The sequence below is a fragment of the Geomonas sp. genome, assembly GCF_035254065.1.
Lineage (GTDB): Bacteria > Desulfobacterota > Desulfuromonadia > Geobacterales > Geobacteraceae > Geomonas.
In genome coordinates this window covers 1-21,507 of the sequence record NZ_DATFBA010000045.1, presented here as the reverse complement: position 1 = coordinate 21,507, position 21,507 = coordinate 1, and the positions used below count along the sequence as shown (strand labels likewise).

Sequence of the window (21,507 nt, the reverse complement as noted above, 5' to 3'; positions counted from 1 at the left end):
CAACGCCGACATCAACAGCTGGGATATTAAATAAGAAAGCTATTTCCGCCGAATAAGGGTTGGCGAGCAGTGAAACGTTCGTGCTGAGCCTGTCGAAGTACAACGTCCAACTTTTCCGGGCTCTAAGTAGCCGTATGGGTTACAGGCCCTTCGACAAGCTCAGGACAGGCTTCGACAGGCTCAGGGGGAACGGCTTTTCGTATCAGTGATAAGGTGTGGGAGCACCACAGGGAGATTCATACGAGCGGGAAACGGGAAACGGGAAAGCTGAGGGACCATCATCGGCATCTCCGGCGGCGGTCCCCCCTCCCTAGCCCTCCCCCTTCGGGAGAGGGAACTGTCGGACCTTCGGGAGAGGGGATTGGCAGACCTCAGGGGGAGGGAGTTGGGGGGCGGCGTGCTGACGCCGGCTTCACCCTCATCGAGATGGTGGTGGTCATCCTGATCGTCGCCATGGCCGCGGCCATCGTCTTCCCGCGCCTGCCGGCCCCCGAGGGGAACCGGTTGAAGACCTCCGCCAGGAACCTCGCCACCGGCATCAGGTACCTGAACGATCAGGCGATCATCACCAAGAACCGGTACGTCCTGCACCTGAACCTGGTCGACAACGCCACAAGGATCGCCAAGCTGTCCAGCACCGGAGACGAGCTGCCGCCCGACGACAACTTCATCACCCGCCCGCTGCTGGAGCAGGGGGTCACCATCGAGGATGTCAACCTTCCCAGCCAGGGGACCCTGTCGGAGTCGGCGGTGAAGGATGTCCCCATCGTCTTCGGCCCCGGTGGCAACGAGGAGGGGGTCACCATCCACCTGAAGGCGGGTGACAAGCAGATGACGGTGATCGCCTACCCTGCCGGCACCAAGGTCAAGGTGATGGACGGCTACCAGACGCTGGAAGGCGGGGAGGAGACGAAGCCATGAAAGGCGGCAGCCTGCTGAACATGCAGGGCTTTACCCTGCTGGAGGTGATGATCGCGCTGGCGATAACCGCCGGAGTGCTGCTCACCGTCATCACCACCCTGAACCACCACCTCTCCCTGGTTGGGCAGGATGCCGAAGAGACCACCGCCGTGCTGGTTGGACGCGCCAAGCTGGACGACCCCGACTTCGCCAAGGTGGCCGACAACAAGGGTACCTTCGCCCCCGACCATCCCAACTTGAAATGGGAGCGCGAGGTGACGCCGGACAACCCCATCCCGGGAATCAACTGCACCCGCCTCACGGTCAGTTGGAACGACGACAAGAAAAAACTGCCACTCGTGCAATACTCACTTCAGAATGCTCAACAATAACAAGGGTTTTACCCTGCTAGAATTGCTGGTCGCGCTGGCTTTGCTGATCCTGGTGGCCGGCGCCATGTACAGCACCTACTTCTCGGTGGTCTCCGCCCGCGAGAAAAGCGGCAACAAGATGGAGGAACGCCGCGAACTGTCGACCACGCTGGGAAAGCTGCACAGCGAGCTGGCCTCCTCCTTCTTTAAAAGCAGCAACAACGTGAACAACAAAAGCAGTGGCACCGGCAGCCCGGGCAAGCTGCTCTTCAAAGTGGAGGACAGGGACAGCTTCGGCAAGCCCACCTCGACCCTGTTTTTCAGCACCATCAGGCCGCCCAGCGTCAGTGGCGCTCCCGCCTCAGACGTCATCCTCGTTCGCTACTTCGTGAAGGAGGAAAAGGAAGGGGTGCTCAAGCTGATGCGGGAACAGAGGGATCCGTACTGGGATACCAACTACCAGAGCACTCCCTACCCGGTCATGGACTCCATCGACGGCTTCCTGGTGGAGTGTTACGACGGTATGAAGTGGGTAAAAAGCTGGGACATCGCGCCGACCTTCAACACCGGCCTCCCCAAGGTGGTAAGGATAACCCTGACCCTGAAGGGGGGTGAGGTGCTGACCACCATCGCCCGGGTAAGGTTGACCCAGTCATGAAGCCGGTGAACAACGAAAGAGGCTTCGCCCTGGTCATCGCCCTGATCGTGACCACACTGCTGGTGGGACTGCTTATGGAGTTCGTGGACGAGGTCGTGGTTGACGCCTCCCACAGCCACAACTTCGTCGACTCCCAGCAGGCCTCGATCCTCTCCGAGTCGGGGATCGACGCCGGCATGAAGATCCTGCAGTTCTCGGCATTGCGCAGGACCGGGAAGTACAGCACACTGACCGAGATGTGGGCCAAGCCGCAGACGCAGACCACCGAGGCCGGAACGGTGACCATCACCATCGAGGAGGAGAGCGGCAAGCTCGACCTCAACTCGACCACCTTTGCAAACGGCAAGGCCAACGACTTCTACCAGCTCGCGATGGGCCGCCTGCTGACCAAGCTGCAGCTCTCGCAGGATCTCTACGATTCGCTGGCCGACTGGATCGACAACAACGACACACCACGACCCGGCGGCGCCGAGACGAGCTACTACCTGAACCAGAAGCCCCCCTGCCAGCCCCACAACGGCCGGCTGGACACCCTGGAGGAGTTGGCGCAGGTCAAGGGATTCACGCCGGAGGTCATGGGCAAGCTCAAGCCGTTCGTCACCGTCTACGGTCCCGATCCCAACGCGACCTCGAACGCCATCAACATCAACACGGCGCCCAAAGAGGTGCTGGAGTCCCTCGACGACAGCCTGGCCAGGGGCGACCTGGTGGAACGTATCCTGGACTACCGCAAGACCAAACCGATCACTGCCCTGGCCGACATCCCCGGCATCGGCACCCTGGCGCAGTCCCTCCAGCTCTACGTAACCTTCCAGGGGACCGTCTACCGCATCCATTCCGAAGCAAGGGCGGGCGACAGCGTGAGCGTGACGGAGGCGGTGGTCACCGGCATCGAGAGCACCCCGAAGATCCTTTACTGGAGAGAGTATTGATGGACCTGCTGATCATACAATTGAAACGAAGCGAGCTGATCATGGCCCGCTTCCGGCCCAGACGGGGCGGGGTCAGCTTCCTCTCCGCCGAGCGCCACCTGCTGGAGAACGGCGACGAGCAGGTCGCCCGCATCCTCTCGGACGCCTCCTTCAACGCCTCGGAGCACCGGGTGATCCTGGCGCTTCCCCCCACCATGCTGTTCATGAGGGAGCTGCAGCTCCCCATCGCGGAGCGGGCCAAGGTGAGGGAACTCCTCCCGCTGGAACTCAAAGGGGAGACCGCGCTGGACACCGAGGGGCTCGCCTTCGACGCCCTGCCGCTTTCGGGGGGGAAGTTCCTGGCGGTCTGGGGGCGCAGCAAGGAACTGATCGCCAAGATCGAGCTGTTGAAGGGGGTCGGCCTGGAGCCGGAGATGGTGACCGCTTCGCTGTTCCACTGGGACAAGCTCGCTTTCGGCTCCGGCACGGTGGCGGTCACCGACGGCGAGGCCCTGGCTGCCTACACCGACGGTTCCGCCATCTTCTTCCGGGCCTTTCCCGCCTCCTCCGGCGAGGCGGAACTTCCCCGGACGCTGGCGGCGCTGGAACTGGCGCGGGGGGTGCAGGTCGACCAGGTCATCTCACACGCCAAGAGCGCCAAGGATAGCGAGACCCTGGCCCAGGCCACGGCGGGGCTCTCCGAGGCCTTCGGCGACGACGCCCATGCCGCCCACGACCTCTCGGGCGCCTACGCGGTGGCTGCGGCGGTGGCCGACGGCAGCATCGTGAACCTGCGGCGCGGCCCGCTCGCCTACACGGCGGGGAACCAGAAGCTCTACAAGAAGCTGCGCCTGACCGCCCTCCTGGCGGCCTCGCTGGTTCTGCTCCTCTTCGCCGAAAGCGGCGTCCGGTTGTACCTGGCCAGACGCGACGTGGCGTCGCTGGATGCCTCCATCCTCTCCATCTACAAGGAGATCTTCCCGAGCCGCAAGAAGCCGGTGGACGAGGTCGCCGAGGTACGCTCCGAGATCAAACGGCTGCAGGGGGCCAAGACCTCCAGCAACGTGCTGAAGGTCCTCAAACAGCTGGCCGACATCAAGGGGGACGACATCGGGGGGATCTACGAGACCGAGATCTACGGCTCCGACGTCCGGCTCAAGGGTGATGCCAGGAACTCGCAGGCGGTCACCGATTTCAAGGGGCGGGCCGCCCAACTCTTCAACCCCGCCGAGGTGAGCGAGGTCAAGTCCAGGCCGGACGGCAGCGTCACCTTCACCTTCGCCGGGACCGTCAAGGAGGCCAGCCGATGACCCGGCAGGAACTGATCGACATGCTGCAGGGGATGGAGAGCCGGACCCGGCAGCGCCTGGGCATCCTGCTGGCGGTCATCCTGATCGTGGTGGTCGCCCTGTCGGCCATCAACCGCAGGACCTCGACCCTGGAGAGAAAGCGGATCGCCCGTGAGGCCGACCTCGCCGACATGATGCGGCTCAAGCTGCAGTACGTCACCGCCAACGCCGCGGCCCAGCGCCTGGCCAACCGGGTGGGGGCCATCAAGCCCGACGACTCCCCGGCCAAGATCATCGACCAGATCGGCATCAAGGGGAAATCCAGCTCCATCAAGCCGGTCAAGGGTGACGAGATCCCCGGCTACGTGGAGGACGCCGCCGACGTGAAGCTGGAGGGGCTCACCGCCAACGAGCTCGCCAACCTCCTCTACCGCCTCGAGAAGGGGGCCCAGCCGGTCACCGTCAAGAAGGCGCTCATCAAGCAGCGTTTCGACGATCCCTCCAAGCTCGACGTCTCGCTGACCGTCGCCCTCATCAAGCCGGCCCCGGCGGGAGCGGCGGGGTCGCGATGAAGATCCGCCCCCTCTACCTCGCCCTCGGCATCCCGGCAGGGATCTTCCTCTTCCTGCTGCTGACCCTTGCCTTCACTCCCAATGACGCCATCAAGGGGGCGCTGGTGCGGACCGCCGACAACGCCGGCTACACGCTCGCCTTCACCGGTTTCGGCAAGGCGTTGCCGGTCGGCATCAAGGCGGGCACCCTCGATATCTCTTCCGCCCAAGGCTCGCTGCTCACCCTGCGTGATGCGCGGGTCCGCCTGGAGCTGCTGCCGCTTCTGACAGGCAAGCTGCGGCTCGCCTACCGCGGGAAGATCGGCAGCGGCGGGAGCCTGCAAGGGGACGTCACCCTGGGCCGGGCGCCCGGCTTCAGCGTGGACGCCCATGGCATCCGGCTGCAGGACATCCCCTTCTTCACCACGGTGGCAGAGGCCAGGGTCAAAGGTGAGCTGCGCGTGACCGGCAGCATCGCCACCAGGAACAAGCTTGCCGAGGGAGACCTGCAGCTTTCGGTGCAGGGTGCGGAACTGGCCGGGGTCAAGCTGGGGGCGATGCCGCTTCCCGATGCCTCCTATCGGCAGATACGGGGGGCGCTGCGCGTCGAGAAGGGTCGTGCCCAGTTGAAGAGCTTCACCTTGGACGGCGAGGGGATCTACGTCCGGTTGAAAGGGGACACCATGCTGGCGACCCCGCTGGGCGCCTCGGCGCTCAACCTGGTCATGGAGATGATGCCGCAGCCTGCCTTCCTCGAAAAGCAGAAGTTCGTCTTCCTGCTCCTCACCAAGTACCAGACCTCACCCGGGGCCTTCAGCATCCCGATTCACGGCACCCTGGCACATCCAGCCATCATGTAAAAAGCTGCTGCAAAGTTTGCCCATGCAAAACTTTGAGTTGCATTCGATAACGCTGTTCCATTAAGATGCACATCCAACCGGTCTAACGCGGTCACCGCTCTACTTTTCCCGGCATCCGCAATCTCCCCCTCTCCCTGCGGGCTTGTCCGCCGCAGCCTCCAGGCGAAGGAGGAAGAGGGCCGGGGTGAGGGAAGTCCGCCCAGGGGAAACGGCATATATCAGGAGCAGCAGCTCATGATCCAGTTTCAAGGCGTCCACAAGTGGTTCAAGAAGCTCCATGTGCTAAACGACATCAACCTCCACGTCAAGCCGGGTGAGGTGCTGGTGGTCTGCGGCCCCTCCGGCAGCGGCAAGTCGACCCTGATCCGCACCATCAACCAGCTGGAGCCGATCAACGAAGGTAAGCTGATCGTGGACGGCATGGACCTCGGCGACAAGAAGACCAACATCAACAAGCTGCGCGCCGAGGTCGGTTTCGTCTTCCAGCAGTTCAACCTCTACCCCCACCTTTCCGTCCTTTCCAATATCACCCTCGCCCCCATCAAGATCCGCAAGACTTCTAAAAAGGAAGCGGAAGAGCAGGCCATGACGCTTTTGGCCAGGGTGGGGCTCGCGGAGAAGCGCGACGCCTACCCCACCCAGCTCTCCGGTGGGCAACAGCAGCGGGTGGCCATCGCGCGGGCTCTGGCCATGAAGCCGCGCATCATGCTGTTCGACGAGCCGACCTCCGCCCTCGATCCCGAGATGATCGGGGAGGTGCTGGACGTCATGCAGAAGCTCGCCGAGACCGGGATGACCATGGTGGTGGTGACCCATGAGATGGGCTTCGCCCGCGAGGTCGCCCACCGGATCGTGTTCATGGACCACGGGGTGATCCTGGAGGAGGCCAGGCCCGAGGAGTTCTTCAAGAACCCCAAGCACGAGCGGGCCCAGCAGTTCCTGAAACAGTTACTTTCGCCGATGCACTAATACAGTCCAATGCAATCCCCCCTGTCCCGCCCTTTATCAAGGGGGGGACCTGTAGCGGCAGGCAATCGAATCTTCGAGGAAAGTCCCTCCACGTCCCCTCCCCTTCAAGGGGAGGGACAGGGTGAGGATGGGGTTAAGCGTATTCATGCTGCACTACATACACAAGGAGGAACACCGATGAAAAAACTGATGACCCTTTTTGCTGCAGTGCTCCTGGTTGCAAGCTTCGCGCACGCCGCGCTGGCGGCGGGCGACACCCTGGCGGACGTGAAGAAGAAAGGGGTGCTGGTGGTCGGCGTCAAGGACTCCCTGGTCCCCTTCGGCTACATCGATGAGAAAACCCGCGAGATCGTCGGCTACGACGTCGACTTCGTGAAGTACATCGCCAAGAAGCTGGGCGTGAAGCTGGAACTGAAGCCGGTCACCTCGGCGAGCAGGATGCCGCAGCTCATGGAAGGCAACATCGACATGATCGCCGCCACCATGACCAAGAACCCCGAGCGCGCCAAGCAGATCGATTTCAGCTACACCTACTTCCTGACCGGCCAGAAGTTCATCGCCCCCAAGGGAAAGGTCAAGAGCCTGAAGGATCTGGCCGGCAAGAAGATCGGCACCGCCAAAGGCTCCACCTCCGAGCAAAACGTGAAGGCGGCCATCCCGACCGCCACCGTGCTCTCCTTCGACGACTACCCGCAGGCCTTCCTGGCCCTGGAGCAGGGTAAGGTCGCCGCCATCACCACCGACGAATCGATCCTGGCCGGCATCCTCGGCAAGGCGCCGGACAAGAAGAAGTTCGAGATCCCCAACCTGCAGATCTCCAACGAGCCCTACGGCCTCGGCATGCGCAAGGGCGACACCAACTTCGTGAACTTCGTCGACAAGACCCTGCTCGAGATGGAGAAAAACGGCGAGGCGAAGAAGATCTTCGAGAAGTGGTTCGGCCCCAACACCTCCACCCCGCTCAAGCGCACCTTCAAGATCACTGCGGACAAGTAAAACGCTCCCCGGGCCGCCCACTCTCTCCAGGATGGGCGGCCCACCACGTAATTCCCCCTCTGCCAGCACTCCCTCTCCCTCCGGGAGAGGGAGTGTTTGCGGATGTGCATGATAGTCAGATAGTGAACTCCTGGTGAGCTAACAGAGGACGGATGCCGTGCTCAAATACCACTTCGACTGGTCCATCATCACCTCCGGCAAGTACTTCGACTGGCTGCTCTCGGGGCTCAAGGTCACCCTGGAGCTGTCCGCGCTCTCCATCGTGCTCGCCTTCCTGCTCGGCCTGCTGATCGCGGTGCTGCGGATGAGCCACGTCAAGCCTGTTCGCTTCGTGGCATCGGCCTACCTTGAGTTCTTCCGCAACACCCCTTTGCTGGTCCAGATCTTCTTCTGGTACTTCGGCTCCTATAAAATACTCCCCCAGGCGGCGAACGACTGGCTGACCAGCACCAACTTCGAATTCGCCGCCGCCGTCATCGCCCTCACCATCTACACCTCTGCCTTCATCGCCGAGGACATCCGCTCCGGCATCCTTTCCATTCCCAAGGAGCAGATGGAGGCCGCCCGCAGCGCCGGCTTCTCCTACCTCCGCTCGATGCAGTACATCATCCTGCCGCAGGCGGTCCGCATCACGGTGCCCCCCCTGGTCAACCAGTTCCTCAACCTGGCCAAGAACTCCTCGCTCGCCATGACCATCGGCGTCGCCGAGCTCACCTACCAGGCCCGCCAGGTGGAAAGTTACACCTTCAAGGGGTTCGAGGCCTTCACGGCGGCGACGGTGGTCTACCTCGTCATCTCGGTCAGCATCACCTGGCTCGTGCACCAGTACGACAGGCGGGTCCTGAATCCGCACCGGGCGGTGTAAGATGGATTTCGACTTCCACGTCATAGCCAACAACTTCACTTACTTCATGATCGGCCGCTACCCCAACGGCCCGCTGGGCGGGCTGGGGCTCACCATCTACCTGGCGGTGGTCTCCTGCGTGCTCTCGCTGTTCGGCGGGTTGATCCTGGGGCTTTTGAGCGTCTCGCGGCAGCGCATGATCCGGATCCCGGTCACCCTGTTCATCAACGCGGTGCGGGGACTGCCGCTGTTGATGGTCATCTTCTGGATGTACTTCCTGCTCCCCCTCCTCACCGGCAAGGCCACCCCGGAGAGCTATACGGTCATCATGGGACTCACCCTGTTCACCTCGGCCTACATGTCGCAGATCGTGCGGGCCGGCATCCAGGGCATCCCCAAGGGTCAAACCGAGGCGGCCCTCTCCACCGGGCTCAAGCCCTGGCAGGCGATGCTCTACATCGTGCTCCCCCAGGGGCTCAGGAACATGATCCCCTCCTTCGTGAACCAGTTCGTCTCCTTGATCAAGGACACCTCGCTCGCCTTCATCGTGGGGGTTTCGGAACTGACCCACGTGGCGACCCAGGTCAACAACCGGACCATGGCCTACCCCACCGAGATCTTCATCTTCATCGCCGCTGTCTACTTCGTGATCTGCTACGCGTTCACCTCCTTCTCCAGGTACCTGGAGCGTAAACTCTCCTGGAGCAAGCCGGTCTAGGTGATACTGGCACAGCTGCACTAGCCAGAGGCCTTGATGACAGAGCGGATGACACAGCGGGAGAAGACATGCTCACAGGAGGGATTTGTACGACAATCGCTAAGCAATTGATGTATCACTGTTCACGACAGCACTCAACCTGTCCACCATCCCGGAAAATTAAGAGTGTTCCTCAGGCAACAGTTGACAACCCTGCTAAACCGTTATATAAAACCCTATTTAAATTAACCTTGATTTATTACATACCAAGGAGGGGGAAATGAGAGTAGCAAGAGTTATCAGCCTGGTTTCCGCGCTTATGCTGTCGGCCTTTGTCGGCATGGCAGTAGCCGCTGAGCCTGCAGCAACGCTTACCAGCGCGGACTGCGTCAAGTGTCACGAGGCTCCGCCCAGGGATATCGCTGCCAACGGCGGCAAGCACAAGACGGAAGTCACCTGCCAGGATTGCCACCAGGGCCACCCGCCCAAGGTGAAGCACCCGATCCCGCAGTGCAGCCAGTGCCACTCCGGCAAGCCGCACTTCAAGCTGGCAAACTGCCTCGGCTGCCACACCAACCCCCACACTCCGAAGGTAATCAAGTTCGGCAATAACGTGACCGATCCCTGCCTGACCTGCCACACCCAGCAGATCGAGCAGCTGCGCGCGAACCCGAGCAAGCACACCGCTTTGGCCTGCTCCTACTGCCACAACGTCCACGGCTTCAAGCCGGAGTGCACCAAGTGCCACAAGTCGCACTCGGCCGACATCGCCGCCAAGGACTGCTCGGCTTGCCACAAGGCTCACCAGCCGAAGAACGTGACCTACGGCAAGGACATCCCGTCCAAGTTCTGCGCAGCCTGCCACAAGCGCGCCTTCAACCTGCTGGCCTCCAGCCCGGCCAAGCACAGCAAGCTCGCCTGCGCCTACTGCCACCAGACCAAGCACAAGACCGTGCCCAAGTGCACCCAGTGCCACGGCGTGCCGCACCCGGCAGCCATGATGGCCAAGTTCAGCAAGTGCGGCGAGTGCCACAACATCGCCCACGACCTGAACCGCTGGAGCACCGCTCCGGAAGCCGCCGCTCCGGCCAAGGCTCCGGCCAAGGCTCCGGCCAAAGCACCGGCCAAGGCTCCGGCCAAGAAGTAGCAGCTCCTGACCACGGGGAGGCCGGCTGTCCGGTCTCCCCGTTTCATTTACCCCTCCACTCCAACCACTCACACATTCATTGACACACCGGAGAATCGCATGCTTTTACTTCAGATCATGTCGGTAGTGACTGCATTGACCCTGGTGGTACTGGCCTTTTTCCTGGTCCCCGTCCTTTTTGAGGTCAAGAAGACCGCCACCGCCGTGCGCGACGTCTCCGAGTCGATGCAGGTCGAACTGAAACCGCTCATCAAGGAACTTCGCGACACCCTCGCCGATATCCAGGTAGTGACCCACGCAACCGCTGAGAACGCCGACGGGGTCAACCTGCTCCTGGAGGAACTGGGACACGCTGGGCACAACATCCGGATGATCAACAGGGTAATCGGTATCGCGTCGGACGTGGTCGCCACCTCTTCCACCTGGATGGCCGGTGCGCGAGTTGCAGGGCAGTACATAGCTGATAGACTTATCAGAAAAAAAAGGGGGTGACTGTCATGGCAAAAAATCAGGATATCGGGACGGGAACCATGCTGCTTTCCTTCCTGGCCGGCGCTGCGGTAGGCGTGGGCGCGGCGCTGCTCTTGGCGCCGAAGACCGGCGAGGAGATGCGCGGCAAGATCAAGGACATGGCCGACGACGCGGTGGACAAGATCAAGACGTACGCCAACGAGGCCCAGGACAAGATCAGGGCCAGCTACGAGGACGGCAAGGAAATCGTTCTGGAGAAGAAGAACATCATCACCTCCGCGATAGAAGCCGGCAAGCAAGCAATGGATCGCGAAAAAGAAAAGCAGAAAGCGGCGCTTTAAGCGAGCGCGTCCCCGAAAAGCCCACTCAGGTGGGCTTTTTTTATTGGGGTTGCAATCGGAATGCAAAGAAAGACCTTAGAGTTCCCTCCCCTTCAAGGGGAGGACAGGGTGAGGATGGGGTATCAAGCCTTAAAGACGATCCCATCCTCATCCTGTCCTTCTCCTTGAAGGAGAAGGAACGCTCAGCGGAAGACTATCGTTATTCGTTTTTTTCAGCGAGGATGGGGTTGTGGACAGGTCAACCGGCCAAAAAGGCTTTTTCGACAGGTTGTGGGAGAAGGACCCCGCGGCCATCGGCGGGCGCAAGGGGGAGTGGATCGCCTTTCTGCAGTCCTTGGCCTTTGTCGTCTCCAACTTCTTCGCCAACAACAACCTGTTGAGGGCGACCGCTCTCTCCTTCACCACGGTTTTGTCGCTGGTGCCGCTGCTCGCCCTGGCCTTTTCGGTGCTCAAGGGACTGGGCGCCCAGAACCTGCTGGCCCCGCTGATCATCAAGCAGATGGCCGCCGGCTCCGAGGAGGCGGTCAACCGGATCGTCACCTACATCGGCAACACCAACATGAGCTCGGTGGGAGCCATCGGCATGGTCGCCCTGGTCTACACCTCCGTCGCCATGCTGGCCAGCGTGGAGGAGGCCTTCAACTCAATCTGGGGAGTCACCGAGACCCGCTCCTTCTACCGCAAATTCAGCGACTTCCTGAGCGTGCTGGTCAGCGCCCCGCTGCTACTGCTGGCCGCCACCAGCATCGCCACCACCCTGCACAGCGAACGGATCATGGGCTGGCTCTTGCAAAACGCCTACGTGGGCGACGCCTTCCTCTTCCTGCTCAGCCTGACCCAGTACGTGGTGGTCTGGATCGCGCTCTTCCTGCTCTACCTCCTGATCCCCAACACCCGGGTCCGCTACGGTTCGGCCCTGATCGGCGCGGTGCTGGCGGGCACCCTGTGGGAGCTCGCCCAGTGGTTCTACATCCACTTCCAGGTGGGGGCGAGCCGCTACAACGCCATCTACGGGACGCTGGCGGCACTTCCCATCCTGATGGTCTGGATCTACACCAGCTGGCTCATCGTGCTGTTCGGGATGGAGGTGGTGGCGGCACACCAGAACCGCGACACCTTCCGTCGCGATATCCGCGGCCTCGCCGTCAGCCAGGCGATGAGGGAAATGGTGGCGCTGGGGGCGCTGCGCCACATCGCAGCAGCTTTCCACGGGGGAGAACCGGGGTGGGCTGCCGAGCATCTGGCGGTCAGGCTCCACGTGCCGATCCGGGTGATGCGCGAGATCCTGGCCCAGTTGGTGGACGCCGGCTTCATCGTCCAGGCCCAGGATGGCCGCGGCATCTTCTACCCGGCCCGGGAACTGAATCAGCTGTCGCTGGACGAAATTCTCATCACCCTGAGGGGGCACGGGGCCTCCTGCGAGATAGCCGGGGAAGAGCAGGCGAAGGGGGTCCTGGAGAAGGTGGACCGTGCGGTCAGCGACGCCCTGAACGGGCTCACCCTGCAGGAGCTGGCGGAGTCTGAAAAGAGCCAGGAAAAGCGGGCTGCCGACATTGACAAAGGGGGACCAGTTGACTTATAGTGACCCGATTAAACGACCGGAAAAAAAAGCGGGTTATGCAAGACTTCAAAGACTTACACAAACAACACCGACGTAGGGCAACGGCGGGCAACGCCTTCCGGGATCAGGCGCAGGAGAGCGAACCTCAGAAGACCAGGAGGCTGCGCATCATCCTCCCGCTGGTCGCCCTGCTGCTCGCCAGCTATCCCATCATTTCCATCTTCGGTTCCACCCGAAGCAAGACCAGCCCCCCCGCCGCCAAGCCGGCTGCCGTCCAGCCCATCAAGCTGAACAACCTGGATAATTGGAGCGCCTTCCGCCTGGCAGCGGACGCCTATCCCAACATAAGCAACCAGAACGGCACCTTCTCCGCTCCGCTTCCCCAGGGCGGCAAGGTCGTCTACGCCATCAACGAGCCGATGCAGCGCCGGGTCGAGAAGCTGATGAACGACTACAAGGTCCCCTACGGCCTGTTCGTCGCCATCGAGCCGAAGACCGGCCGGGTGCTGGCCACGGTGGCGCACTCCTCGATCCAACCGGGATGGGAGAAGGGCGCCTTCTACAACACCTACCCGATGGCCTCGCTGTTCAAGATCGTGACCGCCACCGCGGCCCTGGAGGAGAAGAAGGTCGGCCCCGACACCCCCTTCGCGTTCAACGGCAAGCTCACCTCGGAAAGCCCCAAGCGTTGGCACGTCAGGCCCGGCCGCGGCAACCAGCAGATGCCGCTGTCGCTCGCCATGGGTAAGTCGGTCAACCCGGTCTTCGGGAGGCTGGCGGGCGAGGTGGTGGGACGCGACCCGCTGATCTTCTACGCCGACCGCTACGGCTTCAACCAGAGCATCTTCCCCGGCTCACCGGTGGTTCCCAGCGCCGCCCCGGCCCCGCCGCCGGGCAGCGTCGACCAACTGATGCTGATGGGGGCCGGTCTCAACCACGAGGTGAAGATATCCCCCTTCCACGCCGCCTCCATCATGGCCACCGTGGCCAACCGCGGGGTGATGATGGCCCCCTCGCTGGCCAAGGAGATCGTCGACCAGAAGGGGACCGTTGTCTTCGCCCAAAAGCCCCAGCCGCTCAGGACGGTGACCACTCCGGAGACGGCCGCCTCCCTGGCCCGCATGCTCTCCACCACCGTGCAGAGCGGGACCTCCCGCAAGGCCTTCCATGACCGGCGCGGGCGCCCGATGCTCGCCTCGCTGCGGGTGGCCGCCAAGACCGGCTCCATCGACGGCAAGGATCCGGCCGGCCACTACAGCTGGTTTGCGGCCTACGCCCCGATGGAGGACCCCCAGATCGCGCTGGCCGCCCTGGTCATCAACCAGAACAAGTGGCGCATCAAGGCGACCTCGGTGGGCGAACAGGCGCTGGAAGCCTTCTTCAAGTAATCATGGGATGTCTGCGTTGCGGGACCTGCTGCGTGGCGCCGGACATCAGCACCCTGGGGAAGGGAGTTGGGAAGCGCTGCGTACACCTCTCGGATGGGTTGCAGTGCGGCATCTATGCCGACCGTCCCGCTGTCTGCCGCGGCTACCGCCCGGATGAGATCTGCGCGGCAATCGCCGCACCGACCCTGGAGGAGCGGGTGGCGGCCTACCTGAAGCTCTTCGAACTAAAGCCTTAGTCGAAACGCTCCAGCGTGAATTCGCCGTCCAGCCACTGGGCATAGGAGAACTGGGTGATCCAGTCGCCCAAGGCTATGAAGAGATGGCCTTGCTCCCGCTTGAAGATGGGAAGGTGGTAGTGCCCGGTGATGACCACCTGGCAGCCTGCCGCGAACCGGTCGCGGGCGAACGACTCGAGAATGACACGGTAGTCCCAGCGCGCCCGCCTGGCCGCGTGCTGCCGGCTGCTTCGCCGCGAAAGGGTGGAGGCGGTTTGGGCGGCCAGCCGCCGGGAGAAAATCGGGATCAGCGCCTTGATGAGCGGGCTGTGGAACAGGAAGCGGAAGGCACGGTAGCGGTAGTCTTCGCGGTTGATCTGGTCGCCATGGCAAAGATAGACCTTCTGCCCCCCGATCTCGACCTCCGCCCCCGCCCTGTAGACCTCCGCCTGCAGCTGTTTACTGAAGAAGCCGTCCAGGTGGAAATCGTGGTTCCCCTCGAAGTAGACGATCTTCACCCCGCGCCCCCTGAGCCTCCTCAGGCAGTCGATGATTTCACGGTACTGGCTGTAGACCGGATCGGGATTGCCTATCCAGAATTCGAAGACGTCGCCCAGGAGGTAGAGGGACTCTGTGTCGGTCGGGAGCCCTTCGAGAAAACGTACCAGGGTGCGGTAATTGGCGTCTTCCGGGCTTCTCAGGTGGGCATCAGCGATGAAAATCTTGCGCATTCGCGCAATATATACAAAAATGGAGCGGAGGCCAACGACAAAAGATTGGCGGCCTCCCCCCTCCGTGCAACAAAGGGTGGGTTTTCGGTATATGAACAAAGGGGCATCGATGCAGGCCATGCGTAATCTGGAGATCGTCTGGGAAGACCTGATGCAGGCGTTCGAAAACGGAGATCCCGAGCTGATCTTTTTTCTGGACAGGGAGACCGGTGAGGTCTTTTCTGTGCCGACTGATTACGACGACGACCTTTTCTGGGACGAGGTCGAGGCTCGCGACGAACGTTACCTGGAGATCCCCCCCTTCGATTACAGCCAGGAGCGCCAGTTTATCCACGCTTTCATCCAGGGGATCAACAATTCCGGCCTCAAGAACATGCTGGTGCGGGCCTTCGTCGGCACCCACTCCCACGGCAGCCTGAGCGAGATACTCTCCTTCTATCCGGAGGAGCAGGAGCGCTTCCAGGCGGTGCGGGAGGAACTCATCAACGAACGGGCCGGCAAATGGCTGGAGGAGCACGACATCTACCCGCCCAAATAATTGCTGCACCGTCATCAGCTTCACGTTTTCCTCTAAAGCAGCCCCACCTCAGCCTGCCTTTTGCCAAGCGCAAAACCGGCGGGGCCCTCCGCAATGACCATCGAGGGCGCACCAGCGTCCCCTTCCCTTCAAGGGGAGGGACAGGGTGAGGATGGGTTTTTGGAGCAGCCCCTATGCTTTCACAAGCCACCACCGCCAACCGCGCCCTGCTCATCCTCGTCATCGGAGCCGCCCTCTTCGCAGCCGGGCACGCCTTGCGGCACACCGTCTCCTGCTTTCTCCTCTCCTTCGTGATCGCCTATCTGCTGGATCCCTTCGTGGTGTTCCTGGAGCGCAAGCGGCTCACCCGGGCCCAGGCCATCGTGGCCCTCTACCTGGTGCTCACGCTCTTCTCCATATTCTTCTTCTCCTATTTCGTGCCGTTTTTGATCTTGCGCTGGCAGACGCTCACCCCCAAGCTCCCGCTCTACATCCAGGAGGCCAAGCGGATCATGCAGGAAGTGCAGGGGAACTTCGAACCGCTCTACGGCGGCGAGGAGTGGAGCTGGGCAGTGGACAACCTGGTGGAGGGGACCAACAAGGTAGTGGCGGGAGTGGGGGCCGGCTTCTACTCCGCCGCCGAGAGGATGGTTTTCAACCTGTTCAACCTGGTCCTCTCCCCGATCCTGGTCTTCTTCATGCTCTACTACAAAAACGAGATCAAGAAGACCCTGGCGGCCTGGCTGCCGGCCAAGCGCCGCACGGTCCTTCTGGAGATCGGCCACGAGGTAAACGAGAGCATCGGCGGCTACCTGAGAGGCCAGATGGTCATCTCCCTGATCGTCGCCGGTCTCGTCAGCATTTCGCTGCTGCTGCTAGACGTCGACTATCCCCTGTTCAACGGGATCTTCGCCGGCCTCGCCTCCGTACTCCCCTTCATCGGCGTCATCCTGGCCACCATCCCCCCCATCTTCTTCGCCTACGTGAAGTTCCACAGCGGCGTGGCGATCTTCAAGGTGGTGGCCGTTTTCGCGGTGATCTACTTCCTCGAGGGATACCTGGTGAAGCCGCTCGTCTTCAAGCGATCGATGGATCTCAACCCGCTGCTGACCATCATCATGGTCATGGCGCTGGGAGAGCTGATCGGATTCTGGGGGATACTGCTCGCCATCCCGGTCGCCGCTGCCGCCAAGATCTTCGCCCTCTCCATCGAGCGGGGCGATTTCAAAGACCGGGAGGGTGCCTGAAAAAAAGCCGGTGAAGAAGCAACGCCCGCGGCCTTACGGAACTGGTGGTAGGTGTGATTTGACAGGCAGGGGTGATTTTCCTTAAAATAATACAAAGCACTCTATTTGGAGGACCACCGTGAAGAAACTGTGGCACTCGACACTGTTGGAAATCTGCCTGATAGTCGTCGTCTCTGCGCTGGCCGGGGTAGCCTGGAACCGGACCCTGTTGACCAATGCCTGGCATGGCGGCCTCACCCAGCAGGCGGAGGCACGGACAGAGGCAACCGCGGCACCGGCCGGTGAGGAACTGCTCCCCATGCCGATCCCCATCGCCCAAGTCAAGCAGATGCACGACGCCAAGGAGGCGGTCGTCGTCGATGCCCGCAGCAAAGTATTCTTCGCACAGGGACACATCGCCGGCGCCATCCTGCTGCCGCTGGAAGACGCCAAGAAGGCCCCCGCCGCCCTGGCCGGCAAGTTCGCCAGGGATGCAACCATCATCGCCTACTGCAACGGATTCTCCTGCCACGACAGCATGGAACTGGCCAAGATCCTGATGAAGGCCGGATATACCTCGGTCTATGTCTATGAAGGCGGATTCCCCGAGTGGCGCGATGCCGGCTACCCGGTAGCGACGGGGGGAGTATGAGCAGAGCAAAGCGCCACATACCTGCCGCAGTGAGGATCGCCCTGGGCGGCATCTTCATCTACGCCGCCCTCGTCAAGATCGCTGACCCCGTCGGCTTCGCCGGCAGCATCGCCGCCTACAAGATACTCCCCTACTTCGCGAGCTACCTCACCGCAGCCACCCTTCCATTCCTTGAGCTGATCTGCGGCGTACTTTTGGTAGTCGGTTACCGGGTCAAGGGGGGAGCGGTCATCATCGGTCTTTTGAACCTGGTTTTTATCGGCGCCCTGGCCTCGGCTATCGCGCGTGGGCTCGACATCGACTGCGGCTGCTTCAAGCAAGGGGGGGCCAAAACCTCGCCCTGGCTTGCCCTGTTGAGAGACCTGGTCTTCCTCGCCATGGCCGCGGTGGTGCTGAAAACCGAGCACCGTAAAGGTATCTCCTCCCCCCCTCCTTCAGCTCTGGCAGAGGGAGAGGGATAAGGCGCTGGCGTCGTCCTCCTCCCCGCCAGCAGCGCTGAGTTCCCCATCAAACGCACCCCCTGCCTTGCAGTTTCCTCCGAAATGCGCTAATATGCCGCGATCTACTCATTAAGTGCAGGGAGTTTTATTTGAAAGAGTATGTACTGCTGGTTGCGGCCTACCTGCTTGGTTCGGTGCCCACCGGACTGCTGCTGGCCCGCGCGCTGGGCGTCAACATACGGGAAGCCGGCAGCGGCAATATCGGCGCCACCAACGTCTATCGCACCGTCGGCCGCAAACTCGGCATCATGACCCTGGTGGGCGATTGCCTGAAGGGGGTCATCCCGGTGGTGATAGCCAAGGCCGTCGGCCTCCCCATCCTCTGGATCGCCGCCATCGGCCTAGCCGCCTTTCTCGGGCACGTCTACACCGTCTTCCTCGGCTTCAAAGGGGGAAAGGGTGTTGCCACCGCGCTGGGAGTCTTTCTGGCTACCTCGCCTCTTTCCGTGCTGATCGCTGTCGGCGTCTTCGCAGCCGTGCTGTACAAATGGCGCTTCGTCTCCCTCGCCTCGATCACCGCAGCAGCCTGCATCCCGCTCATCGTGTGGGGGGTTGGGGGAGCACCGGAACTGATCGTGATGTCCGTGGTGATCGCCGCCATCGTCATCTTCCGGCACCGCGAAAACATCTCCCGCCTGAAGGCCGGCACCGAGTCTAAGTTCAAGGCGTAAGGGCAAATCCCCCCTCCCCCCCTTTAACAAGGGGGGAACGTGCTGCGGGACGGAAATAAAAAAGGGGCTTCTCCTGAGGAGAGGCCCCTTTTCATGTTTCGATGGTGCTCCGGATTACGCGGTCGCCTCCTGCGAGATGACCAGCGGGGTCAGGAACCGCTTCAGCTTCTTGAGCGCTCCCTCCTCGATCTGGCGGACCCTCTCCCTGGAGATGGAGAAGTGATCGGCGATCTCCTGCAGGGTCATCGGGTGGTCGGCGGAGACCCGCTGTTCGATGACGAAGCGTTCCTTCTCGTTGAGGGTCTGCAGCGCGTTCGCCACGTTCTGCTCGAGCTGGACGGTCTCCTGGCGGTCGGCCAGCAGTTCCTCCTGGTTCTGGCGCAGATCCGGCAGGCTCTCCAGGAAGGTGCCCCCTTCCCCTTCCACCATCTCGACGTCCAGGGAAAGCTCACCCCTCAGCCGCTGCTCCATCTCCTGGGCCTCGGAATCCTTCACGTCCAGCGACAGCGCGGTGGCGTGCAGGTCGCCTTCCCCGGTCATGTTGATGATGGCCTGCTTGGCCTGGTTCAGCTTGAAGAAGAGCTTGCGCTGCGCCTGGGTGGTGCCGATCTTCAAGAGGCTCCAGGCGGAGATGATATGGTTCTGAATGTAGGCCCTGATCCACCAGACGGCGTAGGAGATGAGGCGTACACCCTTGGAGGGGTCGAACTTGCGCACCGCCATCATCAACCCGATGTTCCCTTCCTGGACCAGGTCGAGCATCTTCATCCCGTAGGAGCGATACTCTCCGGCGATCTTCACCACGAAACGAAGATTGGAGGTGATCAGTCGGTGAGCCGCTTCGAGGTCCCCCTCAGAACGGAACCGGTAGGCCAGGTCCATCTCTTCGTCAGCGGAAAGCAGGGGGAACCGGTTAATCTCCGAGAGGTAGAGCGTAAGATTGTCTATGGGTACCGGCATCGTCTGTGTCACGTTCGCTTCTCCCTTATCCATGCTTCTTTGCCCGCCGGCGGCGGTTTCCCGTGCCGGCTTGGCACTCTACTCCTGTGAGTGCTAACAATATAGCAATGGCAAAAAGAAAAATCAAGAGGTGTCCCATCAGAAAAAATGTCGGAATCTCGAAATGTTTCCGTTTTTACCGTATACGGCATCCCGCCGCCGTTCCGCTTATTATCCGCGGCATTACCCACACCCTGCGGCAACGATACGGGCGCTACACCTACCTTGACCCGCTCCATCCTCCACTCATCGATACCCAGCCCCCCCGTCCTTCCGACTCCGGAAGCCCCTGCTTTACGTGTAGGTTAAATTGCTTGCCCCACCGCCTCTAATGTGATAAACGAAATTGTCTACAAAAACTGACGCGTTGCGCCGAAAAAGCGGAGGTCCTGGGGAAATGGAGATTAAAGTACTACCTTTGAGCGAAGCGGAGAAAAAGGCCAAGTTCACCGACGAATCGAAGCTGGGATTCGGCAAGATCTTCACCGATCGCATGCTGCTGGTCGAGTGGAAGGTCGGTGAAGGGTGGGTCGACGGCCGCATCAAGAAGTACGAGCCGTTCATGCTCGACCCGGCGGCGATGGTCCTCCACTATGCGCAGGAGATCTTCGAAGGGCTGAAGGCGTACAAGTGGGCAGACGGCAGCATCGCCCTGTTCCGTCCCGAGATGAACGCCCGCCGTTTCAACCACTCCGCCGAGCGCCTCTGCATGCCGGAGGTGCCGGAGGAACTGTTCGTGAAGGGGATCGAGCAGCTGGTGGCCCTGGAGCAGGACTGGATCCCCACCTCGGAGGGGACCTCCCTCTACATCCGCCCGGCCATGATCGGCATCGAGGCCCATGTCGGCGTCAAACCGGCCGATCACTACTACTTCTTCGTCATCCTCTCTCCGGTCGGCGCCTACTATTCGGCGGGGTTCAAGCCGGTGCGGATCCTGGTGGAGGACAAGTATGTCCGCGCCGTCCCCGGCGGCACCGGCGAGGCCAAGACCGGCGGCAACTACGCAAGCTCTCTCAAGGCAGGCCTGGAGGCCAAGAAGAAGGGATTCGACCAGGTGCTCTGGCTGGACGGGGTCCACAGGCGTTACATCGAGGAAGTGGGCGCCATGAACATGTTCTTCGCCTACGGGGACACCATCGTCACCGCTCCGCTGGAGGGGACCATCCTGCAGGGGATCACGCGCGACTCCGTGCTCACCCTGTCCAGGGAGTTCGGCCTGAAGGTCGAGGAGCGCAGGATCGACGTGCATGAACTGATGAACGACATCCGCACCGGCAAGATCACCGAGGCCTTCGGCAGCGGCACCGCCGCCGTGGTCACCCCGGTCGGCGCCCTGTGCTATACCGATCAGTGCCTGGAAGTGAACGGCGGTGGAGTCGGCAAGCACACACAGAGGCTCTACGACACGCTGACCGGCATCCAGACCGGCAAGATCGCCGACAAGTACGGCTGGATCAAAAAGATAAAGTAGTCACGCCTGACACGCGGCAACTGAAAAGGGCTAAAGGCAGGAGGAAAATTCCTCGCCTTTAGCCCTTTCTTTTTCATGGACGTTCGCCCTGAGCCTGTCGAAGGGCAGTGGAACATTCAAGGCCTGTTACAGCCGATCAAGTTGGCCGCTCATGCTTCGACAAGCTCAGCACGAACGGTTTCACCCTCCCCAACCACATTCCCGCAACATCTCGGCCTGCACATCGACTGCCATACCAGCCTAAAACAACTCCATCTGCCCCCTCAGCAGTTCCGAGGGATGCGGGGCGACCTTGCCGTCCCCCTCGATCCCCTTCCAGCTCTGGCCCGTCTGCACCATCTGCTGGAGCCATTTCTTGGGAACCGACCGGTAGCGGCAGGGCTTCAGCTTACCGACGATGATAGTGGCGGAGGCGACGCCCAGGCGGATCCTGGGTACGATCTCGGTCACCTTGCCGAGGAAGAGAAGGCATTTGTCCCCTCTTTTGTGCTCAAGGAGCAAGTCGTCGCCGATCACGGCAAGGCAGACGCCATGACGCAGCTTGTTGTCGACGTAGAAGCTGACCGCGCAG

Annotated in this window: 25 protein-coding genes and 1 pseudogene; 23 read left to right on the top strand and 3 right to left on the bottom strand. The window is 61.7% G+C overall.

Annotation, left to right across the window (positions count from 1 at the left end):
• The first annotated feature begins 360 nt into the window (after positions 1-360).
• From VJ604_RS02580 to VJ604_RS02500, 17 genes are all read left to right on the top strand, one after another.
• Positions 361-921, top strand: a complete 561-nt coding sequence (locus VJ604_RS02580) for a prepilin-type N-terminal cleavage/methylation domain-containing protein (protein WP_324079826.1) — start codon at positions 361-363, stop codon at positions 919-921.
• The gene (locus VJ604_RS02575; protein WP_324079825.1) at positions 918-1,292 is read left to right on the top strand and encodes a type IV pilus modification PilV family protein; all 375 of its coding nucleotides are present in this window, start codon (positions 918-920) and stop codon (positions 1,290-1,292) included. Before VJ604_RS02580 ends, VJ604_RS02575 begins: the two co-directional genes overlap by 4 nt.
• The gene (locus tag VJ604_RS02570; protein ID WP_324079824.1) at positions 1,279-1,929 is read left to right on the top strand and encodes a type II secretion system protein GspJ; all 651 of its coding nucleotides are present in this window, start codon (positions 1,279-1,281) and stop codon (positions 1,927-1,929) included. The genes VJ604_RS02575 and VJ604_RS02570 overlap by 14 nt, the downstream gene beginning before the upstream one ends.
• Entirely contained in the window at positions 1,926-2,861 is a 936-nt protein-coding gene (gene gspK / locus VJ604_RS02565) for a type II secretion system minor pseudopilin GspK (protein WP_324079823.1), read from the top strand. The genes VJ604_RS02570 and gspK overlap by 4 nt, the downstream gene beginning before the upstream one ends.
• Positions 2,861-4,150 (top strand): type II secretion system protein GspL, encoded by a 1,290-nt coding sequence (gene gspL, locus VJ604_RS02560; protein ID WP_324079822.1) that lies wholly within the window; start codon positions 2,861-2,863, stop codon positions 4,148-4,150. The genes gspK and gspL overlap by 1 nt, the downstream gene beginning before the upstream one ends.
• Positions 4,147-4,701 (top strand): hypothetical protein, encoded by a 555-nt coding sequence (locus VJ604_RS02555; protein ID WP_324079821.1) that lies wholly within the window; start codon positions 4,147-4,149, stop codon positions 4,699-4,701. Before gspL ends, VJ604_RS02555 begins: the two co-directional genes overlap by 4 nt.
• The gene (gene gspN, locus VJ604_RS02550; RefSeq protein ID WP_324079820.1) at positions 4,698-5,540 is read left to right on the top strand and encodes a type II secretion system protein GspN; all 843 of its coding nucleotides are present in this window, start codon (positions 4,698-4,700) and stop codon (positions 5,538-5,540) included. The genes VJ604_RS02555 and gspN overlap by 4 nt, the downstream gene beginning before the upstream one ends.
• 234 nt (positions 5,541-5,774) lie before the next feature.
• Positions 5,775-6,509 (top strand): amino acid ABC transporter ATP-binding protein, encoded by a 735-nt coding sequence (locus VJ604_RS02545; RefSeq protein WP_324079819.1) that lies wholly within the window; start codon positions 5,775-5,777, stop codon positions 6,507-6,509.
• A gap of 177 nt (positions 6,510-6,686) precedes the next feature.
• Entirely contained in the window at positions 6,687-7,505 is an 819-nt protein-coding gene (locus VJ604_RS02540; RefSeq protein WP_324079818.1) for an ABC transporter substrate-binding protein, read from the top strand.
• A 157-nt stretch (positions 7,506-7,662) separates the two neighbouring features.
• On the top strand, positions 7,663-8,370 hold the full coding sequence (locus VJ604_RS02535; protein ID WP_324079817.1) for an amino acid ABC transporter permease: 708 nt from the start codon (positions 7,663-7,665) through the stop codon (positions 8,368-8,370).
• Between the two features lies 1 nt (position 8,371).
• Positions 8,372-9,067, top strand: a complete 696-nt coding sequence (locus VJ604_RS02530; protein WP_324079816.1) for an amino acid ABC transporter permease — start codon at positions 8,372-8,374, stop codon at positions 9,065-9,067.
• Positions 9,068-9,326: 259 nt separating this feature from the next.
• A complete protein-coding gene (locus VJ604_RS02525; RefSeq protein WP_324079815.1) occupies positions 9,327-10,193 on the top strand; it encodes a cytochrome c3 family protein in 867 nt (288 codons plus the stop codon).
• A 99-nt stretch (positions 10,194-10,292) separates the two neighbouring features.
• Positions 10,293-10,685 (top strand): DUF948 domain-containing protein, encoded by a 393-nt coding sequence (locus VJ604_RS02520; RefSeq protein ID WP_324079814.1) that lies wholly within the window; start codon positions 10,293-10,295, stop codon positions 10,683-10,685.
• 5 nt (positions 10,686-10,690) lie between these two features.
• Positions 10,691-11,005 (top strand): YtxH domain-containing protein, encoded by a 315-nt coding sequence (locus VJ604_RS02515; RefSeq protein WP_324079813.1) that lies wholly within the window; start codon positions 10,691-10,693, stop codon positions 11,003-11,005.
• Between the two features lie 229 nt (positions 11,006-11,234).
• Positions 11,235-12,587, top strand: a complete 1,353-nt coding sequence (locus tag VJ604_RS02510) for a YhjD/YihY/BrkB family envelope integrity protein (RefSeq protein ID WP_324079812.1) — start codon at positions 11,235-11,237, stop codon at positions 12,585-12,587.
• A 35-nt stretch (positions 12,588-12,622) separates the two neighbouring features.
• Positions 12,623-13,954, top strand: a complete 1,332-nt coding sequence (locus VJ604_RS02505; RefSeq protein WP_324079811.1) for a penicillin-binding transpeptidase domain-containing protein — start codon at positions 12,623-12,625, stop codon at positions 13,952-13,954.
• A 2-nt stretch (positions 13,955-13,956) separates the two neighbouring features.
• Positions 13,957-14,190: a YkgJ family cysteine cluster protein gene (locus VJ604_RS02500; protein WP_324079810.1), complete on the top strand. Its 234-nt coding sequence runs from the start codon at positions 13,957-13,959 to the stop codon at positions 14,188-14,190.
• On the opposite strand, the gene VJ604_RS02495 is transcribed toward VJ604_RS02500, so the two are convergent.
• Positions 14,187-14,900 (bottom strand): UDP-2,3-diacylglucosamine diphosphatase, encoded by a 714-nt coding sequence (locus VJ604_RS02495; protein ID WP_324079809.1) that lies wholly within the window; start codon positions 14,898-14,900, stop codon positions 14,187-14,189. The genes VJ604_RS02500 and VJ604_RS02495 overlap by 4 nt on opposite strands.
• Positions 14,901-15,009: 109 nt before the next feature.
• Between VJ604_RS02495 and VJ604_RS02490 the strand changes: the two genes are divergently transcribed.
• The 5 genes from VJ604_RS02490 to plsY all read left to right on the top strand — a co-directional run bounded on the left by VJ604_RS02490 (position 15,010) and on the right by plsY (position 18,466).
• Entirely contained in the window at positions 15,010-15,438 is a 429-nt protein-coding gene (locus tag VJ604_RS02490; protein ID WP_324079808.1) for a UPF0158 family protein, read from the top strand.
• Positions 15,439-15,611: 173 nt separating this feature from the next.
• Positions 15,612-16,664 carry an AI-2E family transporter gene (locus tag VJ604_RS02485; RefSeq protein WP_324079807.1) on the top strand — a complete coding sequence of 351 codons (1,053 nt, stop codon included), beginning with the start codon at positions 15,612-15,614 and terminating at the stop codon, positions 16,662-16,664.
• Positions 16,665-16,782: 118 nt separating this feature from the next.
• Positions 16,783-17,295 carry a rhodanese-like domain-containing protein gene (locus VJ604_RS02480; RefSeq protein WP_324079806.1) on the top strand — a complete coding sequence of 171 codons (513 nt, stop codon included), beginning with the start codon at positions 16,783-16,785 and terminating at the stop codon, positions 17,293-17,295.
• Positions 17,292-17,756, top strand: a complete 465-nt coding sequence (locus VJ604_RS02475; protein ID WP_324079805.1) for a MauE/DoxX family redox-associated membrane protein — start codon at positions 17,292-17,294, stop codon at positions 17,754-17,756. The genes VJ604_RS02480 and VJ604_RS02475 overlap by 4 nt, the downstream gene beginning before the upstream one ends.
• A gap of 128 nt (positions 17,757-17,884) precedes the next feature.
• A complete protein-coding gene (gene plsY, locus VJ604_RS02470; RefSeq protein ID WP_324079804.1) occupies positions 17,885-18,466 on the top strand; it encodes a glycerol-3-phosphate 1-O-acyltransferase PlsY in 582 nt (193 codons plus the stop codon).
• A gap of 114 nt (positions 18,467-18,580) precedes the next feature.
• Here plsY and rpoH read toward each other — a convergent pair whose 3' ends face one another.
• Positions 18,581-19,438 (bottom strand): RNA polymerase sigma factor RpoH, encoded by an 858-nt coding sequence (rpoH, locus tag VJ604_RS02465; RefSeq protein WP_324079803.1) that lies wholly within the window; start codon positions 19,436-19,438, stop codon positions 18,581-18,583.
• A gap of 424 nt (positions 19,439-19,862) precedes the next feature.
• Between rpoH and VJ604_RS02460 the strand changes: the two genes are divergently transcribed.
• Positions 19,863-20,936 carry a branched-chain amino acid aminotransferase gene (locus VJ604_RS02460; RefSeq protein ID WP_324079802.1) on the top strand — a complete coding sequence of 358 codons (1,074 nt, stop codon included), beginning with the start codon at positions 19,863-19,865 and terminating at the stop codon, positions 20,934-20,936.
• A gap of 240 nt (positions 20,937-21,176) precedes the next feature.
• On the opposite strand, the pseudogene VJ604_RS02455 reads toward VJ604_RS02460, so the two are convergent.
• Positions 21,177-21,507 (bottom strand): annotated as a pseudogene (locus VJ604_RS02455) (hypothetical protein); the annotation flags it as partial.

Bases quoted from the DNA above. Each gene is read 5' to 3' on its own strand.
- VJ604_RS02475 (WP_324079805.1), top strand. From the start codon at position 17,292: ATGAGCAGAGCAAAGCGCCACATACCTGCCGCAGTGAGGATCGCCCTG.
- VJ604_RS02505 (WP_324079811.1), top strand. From the start codon at position 12,623: ATGCAAGACTTCAAAGACTTACACAAACAACACCGACGTAGGGCAACG.
- VJ604_RS02530 (WP_324079816.1), top strand. From the start codon at position 8,372: ATGGATTTCGACTTCCACGTCATAGCCAACAACTTCACTTACTTCATG.
- VJ604_RS02525 (WP_324079815.1), top strand. From the start codon at position 9,327: ATGAGAGTAGCAAGAGTTATCAGCCTGGTTTCCGCGCTTATGCTGTCG.
- VJ604_RS02485 (WP_324079807.1), top strand. From the start codon at position 15,612: ATGCTTTCACAAGCCACCACCGCCAACCGCGCCCTGCTCATCCTCGTC.
- VJ604_RS02570 (WP_324079824.1), top strand. From the start codon at position 1,279: ATGCTCAACAATAACAAGGGTTTTACCCTGCTAGAATTGCTGGTCGCG.
- VJ604_RS02540 (WP_324079818.1), top strand. From the start codon at position 6,687: ATGAAAAAACTGATGACCCTTTTTGCTGCAGTGCTCCTGGTTGCAAGC.
- VJ604_RS02575 (WP_324079825.1), top strand. From the start codon at position 918: ATGAAAGGCGGCAGCCTGCTGAACATGCAGGGCTTTACCCTGCTGGAG.
- VJ604_RS02500 (WP_324079810.1), top strand. From the start codon at position 13,957: ATGGGATGTCTGCGTTGCGGGACCTGCTGCGTGGCGCCGGACATCAGC.
- VJ604_RS02515 (WP_324079813.1), top strand. From the start codon at position 10,691: ATGGCAAAAAATCAGGATATCGGGACGGGAACCATGCTGCTTTCCTTC.
- gspN (WP_324079820.1), top strand. From the start codon at position 4,698: ATGAAGATCCGCCCCCTCTACCTCGCCCTCGGCATCCCGGCAGGGATC.
- VJ604_RS02490 (WP_324079808.1), top strand. From the start codon at position 15,010: ATGCAGGCCATGCGTAATCTGGAGATCGTCTGGGAAGACCTGATGCAG.
- VJ604_RS02495 (WP_324079809.1), bottom strand. From the start codon at position 14,900: ATGCGCAAGATTTTCATCGCTGATGCCCACCTGAGAAGCCCGGAAGAC.
- VJ604_RS02460 (WP_324079802.1), top strand. From the start codon at position 19,863: ATGGAGATTAAAGTACTACCTTTGAGCGAAGCGGAGAAAAAGGCCAAG.
- gspK (WP_324079823.1), top strand. From the start codon at position 1,926: ATGAAGCCGGTGAACAACGAAAGAGGCTTCGCCCTGGTCATCGCCCTG.
- VJ604_RS02555 (WP_324079821.1), top strand. From the start codon at position 4,147: ATGACCCGGCAGGAACTGATCGACATGCTGCAGGGGATGGAGAGCCGG.
- gspL (WP_324079822.1), top strand. From the start codon at position 2,861: ATGGACCTGCTGATCATACAATTGAAACGAAGCGAGCTGATCATGGCC.
- VJ604_RS02520 (WP_324079814.1), top strand. From the start codon at position 10,293: ATGCTTTTACTTCAGATCATGTCGGTAGTGACTGCATTGACCCTGGTG.
- VJ604_RS02545 (WP_324079819.1), top strand. From the start codon at position 5,775: ATGATCCAGTTTCAAGGCGTCCACAAGTGGTTCAAGAAGCTCCATGTG.